At 70.2% G+C, this 10,541-nt stretch carries 11 protein-coding genes; 8 read left to right on the top strand and 3 right to left on the bottom strand.

All coding sequences use genetic code 11. From position 1 onward, the window contains the following. Window positions 1-411: 411 nt before the first annotated feature. The gene (locus VF106_RS19790; protein WP_330841238.1) at window positions 412-1,068 is read left to right on the top strand and encodes an intradiol ring-cleavage dioxygenase; all 657 of its coding nucleotides are present in this window, start codon (window positions 412-414) and stop codon (window positions 1,066-1,068) included. A gap of 51 nt (window positions 1,069-1,119) precedes the next feature. On the opposite strand, the gene VF106_RS19785 is transcribed toward VF106_RS19790, so the two are convergent. Both VF106_RS19785 and VF106_RS19780 read right to left on the bottom strand, forming a co-directional pair. Then, window positions 1,120-2,349 (bottom strand): LuxR C-terminal-related transcriptional regulator, encoded by a 1,230-nt coding sequence (locus tag VF106_RS19785; protein ID WP_330841237.1) that lies wholly within the window; start codon window positions 2,347-2,349, stop codon window positions 1,120-1,122. A 107-nt stretch (window positions 2,350-2,456) separates the two neighbouring features. Beyond that, window positions 2,457-4,040 carry a peroxidase family protein gene (locus VF106_RS19780; RefSeq protein ID WP_330841236.1) on the bottom strand — a complete coding sequence of 528 codons (1,584 nt, stop codon included), beginning with the start codon at window positions 4,038-4,040 and terminating at the stop codon, window positions 2,457-2,459. 315 nt (window positions 4,041-4,355) lie between these two features. Here VF106_RS19780 and VF106_RS19775 point away from each other — a divergent pair, with 315 nt between their 5' ends. The 7 genes from VF106_RS19775 to VF106_RS19745 all read left to right on the top strand — a co-directional run bounded on the left by VF106_RS19775 (window position 4,356) and on the right by VF106_RS19745 (window position 8,821). Beyond that, window positions 4,356-4,640, top strand: a complete 285-nt coding sequence (locus VF106_RS19775) for a hypothetical protein (RefSeq protein ID WP_330841235.1) — start codon at window positions 4,356-4,358, stop codon at window positions 4,638-4,640. Window positions 4,641-4,691: 51 nt separating this feature from the next. Continuing rightward, complete coding sequence (locus VF106_RS19770) at window positions 4,692-5,642, top strand: zinc-dependent alcohol dehydrogenase (RefSeq protein WP_330841234.1); 951 nt, start codon at window positions 4,692-4,694, stop codon at window positions 5,640-5,642. An 88-nt stretch (window positions 5,643-5,730) separates the two neighbouring features. Next, window positions 5,731-6,045, top strand: coding sequence for a hypothetical protein (locus VF106_RS19765; RefSeq protein ID WP_330841233.1), 315 nt, complete (start codon window positions 5,731-5,733; stop codon window positions 6,043-6,045). A 13-nt stretch (window positions 6,046-6,058) separates the two neighbouring features. Further along, window positions 6,059-7,456, top strand: a complete 1,398-nt coding sequence (locus VF106_RS19760; protein ID WP_330841232.1) for a DUF4331 domain-containing protein — start codon at window positions 6,059-6,061, stop codon at window positions 7,454-7,456. A gap of 11 nt (window positions 7,457-7,467) precedes the next feature. Further along, complete coding sequence (locus VF106_RS19755; RefSeq protein ID WP_330841231.1) at window positions 7,468-7,749, top strand: hypothetical protein; 282 nt, start codon at window positions 7,468-7,470, stop codon at window positions 7,747-7,749. A gap of 86 nt (window positions 7,750-7,835) precedes the next feature. Further along, entirely contained in the window at window positions 7,836-8,588 is a 753-nt protein-coding gene (locus tag VF106_RS19750; RefSeq protein WP_330841230.1) for a thioesterase II family protein, read from the top strand. A gap of 104 nt (window positions 8,589-8,692) precedes the next feature. Then, window positions 8,693-8,821, top strand: a complete 129-nt coding sequence (locus VF106_RS19745) for a hypothetical protein (RefSeq protein WP_330841229.1) — start codon at window positions 8,693-8,695, stop codon at window positions 8,819-8,821. 562 nt (window positions 8,822-9,383) lie between these two features. Here VF106_RS19745 and VF106_RS19740 read toward each other — a convergent pair. Beyond that, window positions 9,384-10,541: penicillin-binding transpeptidase domain-containing protein (locus tag VF106_RS19740; RefSeq protein WP_330841228.1), on the bottom strand; the 1,158-nt coding region annotated here is incomplete at its 5' end.

Here is a 10,541-nt window from a genome sequence, read left to right as displayed (position 1 = left end):
GGCGCACAGGAGACGTCCAGCCGGAACCCAGGGAGGCCCCGGTCCCGCTCCTTGGCGTCGGCGCCAACAGCCGGGACCGAGGAGAACCCATGGCCCCCCCGCCACAGCACACCGGACGCCGACCTACGAGGGTCGGGTCCTGCCGCGACCGGAGGAGGAGCTGGTCGACCAAGGCCTCGGCGTCGACGTCGGAACCCTGCTGAGCCGGCGCCGGCTGCTCGCGGTCTTCGGGATCGGCGTCGCCGGACTGGGTCTGGCCGCCTGCGGTGCGGGCAGCTCCAGCAGTTCTGGGTCGTCGTCCCCGGCCTCCGCCTCGTCGTCCGGCGCGACGACGTCGGCGGCCGGGGTGTCGGCAGGGATTCCGGACGAGGCCGCCGGGCCCTACCCGGGCGACGGGCCGACGGCCCGGACGTGCTGGAGCAGAGCGGCATCGTCCGCAGCGACATCACGTCCAGCTTCGGCGACGCGGGCGGCACGGCCGAGGGTGTGCCGATGACGCTGGAGCTGACCATCGCCGACCTGGCGAACGGCGGCTCGGCCTTCGCCGGCGTGGCCGTGTACGTGTGGCACTGCGACCGTGAAGGCCGCTACTCGATGTACTCGGACGGCATCACGGACCAGAACTACCTGCGTGGCGTGCAGGTCGCGGACTCGTCCGGCAAGGTGACCTTCACGAGCATCTTCCCCGCCTGCTACTCCGGGCGCTGGCCGCACATCCACTTCGAGGTCTACCCCGACCAGGCCAGCATCACCGACGTCGCGAACGTCATCGCCACCTCACAGGTCGCGCTGCCCCAGGACGTCTGCGCGACCGTGTACACGGAGAGCGGCTACGAGGATTCGGTCAACAACCTGTCCCAGGTGAGCCTGTCCAACGACAACGTCTTCGGCGACGACGGGGGCGCGTCCCAGCTCGGCACCGTGACCGGCGACGTGAGCAGCGGGTACAAGGTCACCCTGAACGTCGGCGTCGACACGACGACCTCAGCCGGCGGCGGAGGCGGGACCCCACCCGGTGGCGGCGGTGGCACCCCGCCCAGCGGTGGCAACCCGCCGCCGTCCCGCTAGAAGCTGGTCCGCGCCCGGCCGAGCCGACTCGGCCGGGCGCGGACCGCTCAGTCAGCCGCGGCCGGACGCGGACTCCAGCAGGCCGAGCGCGTGCGCGGCGACGAGCGCGCCGGATCGGTTGCGGGCGCCGAGCTTGCGGTAGAGCCGGGACTGGGTGTTCTCCACGGTCTTCGCCGCGATGCCGAGTTCACGGGCCGTTTGCCGGACCGTGTGGCCGCACGCGATGAGGCGCAGGATGTCCAGCTCGCGGGAGGTCAGTTCGGGCAGGCTGGGGGAGGTCGTGTGGAGCGCGCCGAGCACGCCGCGGGCCGCGTCGGTCTCGACCGTGACGTAGCCGTGGGCGGCGAGCGTGCACGCGGGCACGAGGTCGGTGGCCACACGGTCGGCGGTCATCACCACGTGTGCGCCGTGCTGCAGCGCCTGGAGGACCTCGGCCCGGCCAGGCGGCTCGCTACGTACCAGCACGACCGGGTTCTCACTGCTTGCCGGCCAGTCTTCCGGGGTGGGGTCGACCAGCACGAGCAGGGACGTCGGGAGGTTCACCGCGTTGTCGACCGACAGTCCGCCGGCCAGCAGCGCGGTCGTGACCTGGTGCCACGCCGGCCCGGTCGTGCCGCGCAGCACGACCGGCATGGTGGTTTCCGGGCAGTGGTTCACGCCGAGAAGATTGTCCGGCGGGCGGGAGACGATGCCGAGGGTCGTCGCCCGCGCCATCGCCTGTCCCTGGCTGTACACGCCGAGCTTGCGGTAGATGCGCCGCTTGGTGTTCGCCACCGCCGACGTGCTGACCTCCAGCAACTGCGCGATCTGGTGCACGGTGTGCCCGGCGCCGACGAGCGTGATGATCTGCCGCTCCAGCTCGGTGAAGCAGTCCTGCTGGGCGGGCGCCGGGTCGTCGCGGTCGCCGGCGAGGTAGCGGCGCAGCACCACCAGCAGCGCGTCCAGGCCGTGCGAGCACGGCAGCAGCGTGTCGACGCCGACCCGGCACAACGCGCCCAGATCGGCGCACGACAGCCGCTCGTACACGACGACGACCGTGGTGAGGGCGGTGCACTCGCGCAGCATGGACTCGTCCGCCCGTTCGGAGCCGAGGTCGACGAGCGCGACGTCGGGCTGGCGCAATCGGCACAGCGACACCAGGTCGTCGAGCCGGCCGACATGCCCGACGACGAGGTATTCCGGCTGTGCACGCAGGCAGGCGCTCAGCGCGTCCCGGAACATCCGTCGTTCGGACCGGATGACGAGCCGCAGGCCGTGTTGCTGTCCTGGCGCCATTGCCATGGAGTCCTCCACGTTTTGGGAGCGCTCCCATCAGAGGAATCGGCGTGGCGGCCGTACGTGTTACACCGATCGGGCCTCAGTCCGATGGTTCGCTTCGCGAGCTTCGCTCACTGTCCTCGACTGTCCGGGTCGACTCGCGCGAACGTCAGCAGGTCGACCATCCGGAAGTCGCCGGTGGCGCCGGACCGTCTCGGCAGGGTGGGCAGCCAGCTCGGGTTGGTCCCCAGGTAGGAGGTCGGGTCGAGCTGCAACAGCCCGACGAACACCTCGCCGACGATCCGCGCGCCGACCCCGGCCAACCGGGCGCCGCCGGCCAGCAGCTCGGCCTCCTTGAGCACGTAGTACCAGAGCGGTGTCGAGCTCGGCAGCCCGTGCCCGAACCGCTGCAGCTCGGGGAAGTCCTGCGCCAACAGGATCGGCGTGATGCCGGTGGCCCTGGCGATCTCCTGGCCGGACGGGATCGACCAGGTGACGTGCCGCAGCAGGTTGCGCTGGGGCAGCGACGTCGGCGCCTGGCCGCCCGGGATCGCCTGCAGGGGCAGGTCGAACAGGGGCGTGGAGATGTTGGTGTCGATCCGCTTGTTCGGCCGGACGTCGGCCGTGAGGGCGCCGCCGAAGTCGAAGAAGGTCTGCCACCCGATGAACCGCCGCGGCGCCCGGGCGCGGCCACGGAGGTCGACCGGGTCGGCCTGGCCCTGCCCGGCCGGATCAAAGATCATTCCGAAGAACGCGGGCGCCCCGGTGGCGGTGCCGCCGCCGGGGTCGCCGCGCAGGTTCGCACGGTAGGACGGCCGGACCTGGCTGTGCCCGAACCGGTAGGCGGCACCCTGGAACTCGACGGGGATGAACTGCTGCCCGGCGGCCGGCCGGTAGATCCGCCGCCCGTTCCGCATGATGTCGTTCAGCAGCGGTTGACCGATGACCAGTGGCAGGAACTCGTGGGTGATGATCCACTGGTAGTGCCAGCGCACCAGCTGCTGTGCCGCGGCGAACACGTTGGTCTGCCCCTGTGGGCGCAGCAGGTCCACCACGCGGTTGTGGAAGAGCAGGAACGCGGCGTGCAGCCCGGAGATGATCAGGTTCTCGTCGTTGCGGCCGTCGGCGATGATGGCCGTGCCGTTGGGATTGCGTGGCACGTCCTCGAACAACCCGCCGCTCTCCACCCGGAACTTGTCGCGGGCGCCCGGCTGGTAGAGCTGTGGGCTGCCGGTCGGGCCGGCGCCGTAGACCGAGTCGAGATCGAGGTCCGGGGTGCGGGTGTTGGGCGCCTGTAACGGGTCAAGCGGCACGCCGAGCTGTGAGGTCTCGTCGAAGGTCATGTCGTGGTCGAGGAACTGGCCGAGGAAGGTGACACCGGCCGTGTTGGCGGGGTTGTCCTGATTGTTGGGGCTGAGCGCGGGTTCGGTGATCAACCGGACGGGGCCGATCGCCAACGGGTCCTGGGCGTCCAGGACGCCGCCCCGCTGGCCGATCGCGGAAAGCGCGGACCGCAGTGACGGCGCGTTGAAGTCGGCGAACGGTTGGAGCGAGAAGATCCGACCGAAGGTGTCCGAGGCTCTGGCGGTTCCGCCGGCCGCCTCGGAGATGACCTGGGCGAGTGCCTCGGCCGGGCGCAACGTGGCCACCCCCGCGGCGCCGATACCAATCCCGGTGAGAAAACGACGACGGCTGACTCCAGTCGGACCGGCCATTGTGAACCAACCTCGCATCGGTATTTTCGGCAGCCCAAAGAAAGGGGTAGAAATTTTCGAAGAAATTCATTTAGCGGGTAGGTGACAAGTCGATAATGGACCGATTCCAAAATCGGGTCAACCGTGGTGGGGGGCCGATTTCCCCCTAGGGGTGCCGACGGCGGGGGTCGTCGTGCTCGTCGCGCGATTCGCCCGGCAGGTACAGGGAACTAAGGCTCTCGGGTGAGACGGCGTGCGCCGGAAAGGTGATCGCCAATCCGCCCCCGGACAGATACGGTGAATTTCGGGCCGGTCGGGTGGAAACGGGAGGTATGGATGCGGAAACGTCGAACCATGCGCGGAGCCGTGGTCGCCGCGGCCCTCGCCGGCGCGATGATGATCGGCACGAGCACACCGGCATGGGCCTACTGGATCTACCACTGGGATGGCGACTTCGCCACACAGGAGACCTGCCTCGACGCCCGGCAGACGTTCATCGAGCAGAACACCGACGCCGCCCAGCCGTTCACCGTGGGGCCGTGCGGCTACCACGCGCAGAACCCGGAGACCGGGTCCGGTCCCGCGGGCTGGTACTACCGCTGGGGGATCTCCGCCGCCTGACCCCCGTCAACCTCCCCTAGTCTGGAGGAGACGTGGGCGGGGGTGGTTTCGATGTGGGCACTGCGGCAGCCGGCACCGTTCGAGATCGAGCGCATCGAGGTGCCGGCGCCGGACCCGGGCGAGCTGGCGCCCGACGAGGTGCTGGTGCGGTTCCGGCTTGGCGGCATCTGCGGTAGTGACCTGCCGGCGTTCTCCGGGGTTCGGAATCTCGAGAATCCGCATACCGGCCGCGTCGGCGCGCCTCTGCACGAGATCGTGGGCGACGTGGTCGCGTCCGCCGCGAACCGGCTCCGGGTGGGCGACCGGGTGGTCGGCACGGCCTGGCCAGTCGGCCTGCAGGAGCTGATCACCGTACCCGCCGACCAGCTGCACGTCCTGTCCCCAGACCTGACGGACATGGCGGCCATCATGATGCAGCCGCTGGCGACCGTCCTCTGTGCACTGGACCGGATCGGCGACGTCGCCGGCCGGCATGCCGCGGTACTGGGGCTGGGGCCGATGGGTGTCCTGTTCTGCGTGGTCCTGCGGGCGCGGGGCGCCCACGTGACCGGTGTGGACCGAGTGGACCGGGCGGACGTGGTGAAGACGTTCGGCATCGACCAGTTGATCGTCGGCCAGACCCACGAATGGGTGATGGGCCTGACCGACGCCGACCGCCCCGACCTCGTCATCGACGCGATCGGCCACAGCCAGGACGTGCTGGCGGACTGCGTGGCGGCCGCCAGCCCGCACGGGGAGATCTACGCGTTCGGGTTGCCGGAGGAACACTACGTGTTACCGATGCGCGTGTTCTTCCGTAAGGCGCTCACCCTGCGCGGTGGTGTCACGTCGAACTGGCCGGCGCACCTCGCCGCCGCGGAGCAGTTCGTCCTCCTGCGACAGGACCTGGCGTCGGCGTATGTCACGCACAGCTTTCCGCTGACCGAGGCCCGCGACGCCTTCCTGACCGCGCTGCGGCCCTCCGCCGGCCGGCTCAAGATCGCACTGACGCTCCCGAACTGAAGTCGCCGCCCGGGCAATCCGGGGGCGGGCATGGTCCGAATGCCGTCGCGTAGGGCGAGAGATGCGTCCGGACGCAAGGAGTTTGACCATGCTTCACGAGCAGCAACACGACACCGCCGCACGGCAGCCGGGCGTGGTGTCCCGGCGCAGGCTGATCTTCACCGGTGCCAGCCTGGCCGCCGCCGGCGTGGCGGTCGGCGCCGCGGCCGCGATTCCCCTCACCGCGGGCGACAACCAGGCCCAGATGCCCGATGGCGGCGGTGCGAACCCCGCCGAGCCGGTGATGGTGCACCTGCGTGACGCCGCCACCGGGCGGTTCGACGTGTTCGTCGGCACCCGTCGCATCCAGTTGGACGACCGCGCGTTCGCCGCGCGGCTGGCGAACGCCGTCACGGCGAGCTGAAAGGAGCACGACCATGTCCTCACACCGTGAAGCACCGGAGATCTCGAAGGACCCGGTCGCCGACTCGACCGACGTCTACGCGTTCGTCAGCCCCGACAAGCCCGACACCGTCACCCTGATCGCCAACTACGTGCCGTTGCAGGCGCCGGCAGGCGGACCGAACTTCTACGAGTTCGGCGACGACGTCCGCTACGAGATCCACGTCGACAACAACGGCGACGGAAAGGCCGACGTCACCTACGAGTTCCGGTTCACGACGGAGGTGCGCAACCCGAACACCTTCCTGTACAACACGGGACCGATTCTGACGCTCGACTCGCCGAACTGGAACCGCCGCCAGTTCTACACGGTCACCCGCAAGGACTGGCGGGGCCGCACTCAGCCGCTCGGCAACCGTCTGCCCTGCCCGCCATGCAACATCGGTCCACTGTCCACTCCGAACTACCCGAAGCTCGCCGACGCCGCGGTGAAGGACCTCGGCGGTGGCCGGCGGGTGTTCGCCGGCCAGCGGGCCGAAGGGTTCTACGTCGACCTCGGCGCGATCTTCGACCTGCTCGACCCGCGCCCGTTCGCCGACGCGCACGAACACTTCGGACTCGGCAAGTTCCCCAAGTCCGGGCCGGGTGTCAACGCGACGAAGGACCTGAACGTCCACTCGATCGCGCTGCAGGTGCCGATCAGCGACCTCACCAGGGACGGCTACAAGGGCAAGGACGTCGCCGACCCGCGCGCCACGATCGGTGTCTGGACGACGGCGAGCCGCCAACGGGTGCGCATGCTCGACTCCGACCGCAGCAACACGTGGAGCACCGGCCCGTTCCGCCAGGTGTCGCGGCTGGCCAACCCGCTGTTCAACGAGGTCATCGTGCCCATGGGGCAGAAGGACTTCTGGAACACCCAGTCGCCGGACGGCGACAGCCGCTTCGCGAAGTTCGTCGCCAAGCCGGAGGTCGCGCAGCTGCTGCCGGTCCTGTTCCCCGGCGTCTTCCCGAACCTGGACGTGCTGAACAAGTCCGGCGCGCCGAGAGCCGACCTCCTCGCGATCCTGCTGACCGGCATCCCGGGCGGGCTGATCCCCGGCTTCCAGAACGTCACCGGCCAGACGCAGGCGGACCTCATGCGGCTCAACACCGCCATTCCACCGACGGCCAAGCCCAGCATCTACGGCCTGCTCGGCGGCGATCTCGCCGGCTTCCCGAACGGCCGGCGGGTGTTCGACGACGTGGTCGCGATCGAGCTGCGGGCCGTCGCCGGGGCCACCTACGCGTTGGTGGACAAGAACTACACGCCAGACCCGGCGGCCGCGCAGGTCGACGACGGGGTCACCCCGGACAGCCTGGACATCCCGTACCTCACCCGGTTCCCGTACCTCGGCGTGCCGAACAGCGGGTTCACCACACCGTCCACATGAGAGGATCCACAATGGACAGTCTGGTCCTCGACATCGGCGGCGAGATCGGCGCGCTGGTCATCCACACCGGACCGACGCTCGCCGAGCGGGAGATCGAGATCAGCCCGGCCACCGACCGGAACGCGAAACGCGAGCACAACGTCGTGCACCCCAGGACCGACCGCCACCGTACCGCCTACACGGCCGTGTTCCCCAGCGTGCCGGCGGGCGACTACACGGTCTGGGCACCGGACGGCACACCCGACACGGTGATCACGATTCGCGGGGGCGAGGTCACCGAGCACCACATGTGATCGCGGTGTGCGCCCGCGACCCGGGCGCACACCGCGATCTTGCGGGGGACTTGCCGGCACCTGTCACCTTCAGCCAGATTGGAAGGATGACGGACACCAATCGGTGGGTGCGGCGGTTCAACCCGGCGGACAACGCCGCGACGCAGCTGTTGTGCATGCCGCACGTCGGCGGCTCGGCCAGCTACTTCCTCGGCGTGTCCAAGGCGCTTTCGCCGGACATCGACGTGCTGGCCGCGCAGTACCCCGGCCGCCAGGACCGGTGGAAAGAACCGTGCCTGACCTCGATCGACGACTTCGCCGACCAGCTGGTCGCCGCGCTCGAGCCGTTGACCGAGCGCCCGATCACCCTGTTCGGCCACAGCATGGGTGCGTCGGTGGGCTTCGAGGTGGCCCGGCGGCTGGAGCGCTCCGGCAACACCCCGACCGCCCTGTTCGCCTCCGGAAGGCCTGCGCCGAGCCGCGTCCGGCGCGAGCACACGTACCTGAGCGACGACGCCGGCCTGCTCGCGAATGTGAGGGAACTGGGCGGCACCGACTCCATGGTGTTGGACGACGAGGACATCCAGCGCATGGTCCTGCCCGCGCTCCGCGCCGACTTCACCGCGGCGGAGACCTACAGCTACGAGCCCGGCCCGCCCCTGAGCTGCCCCATCATCGCACTGACCGGCGACAACGACCCGAGGGTGACCATCGAAGAGGCAGAGGCCTGGCGCGACCACACGACGGCCGAGTTCGAACTGGCGGTCTTCCCCGGCGGCCACTTCTACCTCAACGACCACGTCCCGGACATCCTGCGCCGGATCCGGGAACACACCCGCCTGATCACCGCCGGCCGCTGAAGCGCGGCCAGTTACCACCCGATGGCGCCACCCGTTGCCGCACGGCGACCGGGCGCGCACCCCGCCCCGGCAGAATCGTACTCACCGACAGGGTGGGAGAAACGATGCCGACTGAGCGGACTCCGCGCTCGTACCGGGCCGCGGCGCGCCCCGGCCGGATCACGTTGAACGACAACGACACCGACTGGCACCTGCGGCCACGGGGACGCCAGGACGAGACCGCGTACCGGTAACCGGACGCGGGGCGCGGCGTGCGCTGTTCACCAGCCGCCGCGTTGGAGGGGCCTCCCGATCCCGCTCGGGAGGCCCCTCCAGGTACCGGCGCTGCTGTGAAAGACGCGTTGGGCTCGATCAGCCTCGATCCACCGATGATCGTGTCGGGTGTCGCACCGTGCGAAAGGCGTGGGCCTGGCCAGGCCCGCTTCGCGGGCGCCGGGTGCCGCGTCGCGAAGGACGCGTTGGGGACATGGCTGGTGTCATGAAAGACGCGATGGGGACGTTCAACGACCTGAGCGTGTCTTTCGGGACATTGCCCGCAGCGTGAACACGCCATTCGTGCGCGGCCAGCGCGACGTGAGCGGTGGTGAAGGACGCCTCTTCCTCGCATGGCCGCCGGCCGAACCCGCGCAGCGAGTCCACCGGACCGCACCCCGAGCCACCAAGACCATCGGTGGATCTGGGATCAGCGCTGTGAAAGCGCCGTTCACCACACCGGGCGGGTGGTGAACGCGTCTTTCACGGCGAGGCCGGCGCAACGCTACTACGACCGCTCAGGAGCCAGCGGTTTCTCGACCGTCAGAGCGAGCCGAGGAAGGTGCCGGTCACGGTGACCGCCGGCGCCGACGAGGAGCCGTACTGCACGAGGGTCGCGAACGCGAGGTCGCCTCGGTAGCCGGTGAACCAGCCGTGTGCCTGGTTGCCGTCGCCGACCTGTGCCGTGCCGGTCTTGCCGAAGACGGTGCCGTGGCCGGCGAGTGCGTCGGCCGTGCCGGAACGCACCACCTCGCGCATCATCGTGCGCAGCGAGCGGATCACCGCGGCCGGTGGTGCGGTGTAGCCCACGACCTCCGTGGTCGGGATGTCCCGCCACAGGCGCGGGGTGACGGCGGCGCCCGCGGACACGGTCGCGCTCGTCAGTGCCAGGCCGAAGCAACTGACCTCCACCTTGCCCTGCCCGTAGCTGTTCTCGGCCTGCTCGGTGGTGTTCGCCGCGACCGGGACGCCGCCGGTCTCGGTGGTGATGCCCGGGATGTCGAAGTCCGCGCCGAGGCCCAGCTGGTCGGCGGCGCGGGGGAGCGCGTCGAGCGGCAGTTCGGCCGCCTGCATGGCGAACGTGGTGTTGCAGGACTCCGCGAACGCCGTGCGCAGTGGCACGTCGCCGAGTGCGAAGCCGTCGTTGTTGTGCACGGTCCGCTGGCCGATGAGCGCCTCGCCGGGGCAGGACACGACGGTGTCGACGTCCGCGGTGCGCGCGCCGACGATCGCCGCCGCGGTGGCGATCTTGAACGTCGAGCCGGGTGGGAACAGGCCGTTCAGCGCGATCGGGCTGTTGCCCGCGGCCGCGTTCTGGGCCACGGCGAGGATGTCGCCGGTCGACGGCTGGATGGCCACCAGCATCGTGGGCAGGTCCTGTGAGTCCACGGCCGTCTGCGCGGCCTTCTGCACCGACACGCTCAGGGTCGAGGGGATCGGCGTCGGTCCCGTGCCGTACAGAATCCCCAGCTCCGCACCCGCCGCGTCGACCAGGGCGACGTACCAACCAGCCACGGGGCCCTGCTCGCCCGCGAACCGGCCCATGGCGCCGACCAGCTGCGGCGCGACCGCCGGATCGGCCGCGGTCGTGCCGTCGTCGGTCCAGGTGACCAGCGGCGCGCCGTCCCGGTCGACGACCGCGGGCTGTCCGGTTCCCTCTCGCAGCGCCAGGCTCTGCCCGGCGGCGAGGTTGGGGTGCAC

The sequence above is a fragment of the Actinophytocola sp. genome, assembly GCF_036378875.1.
In the GTDB taxonomy this organism is placed as follows: domain Bacteria; phylum Actinomycetota; class Actinomycetes; order Mycobacteriales; family Pseudonocardiaceae; genus Actinophytocola.
The sequence above is the reverse complement of the archived record's forward strand: the minus strand, read 5'-3'. Positions and strand labels throughout refer to the sequence as shown.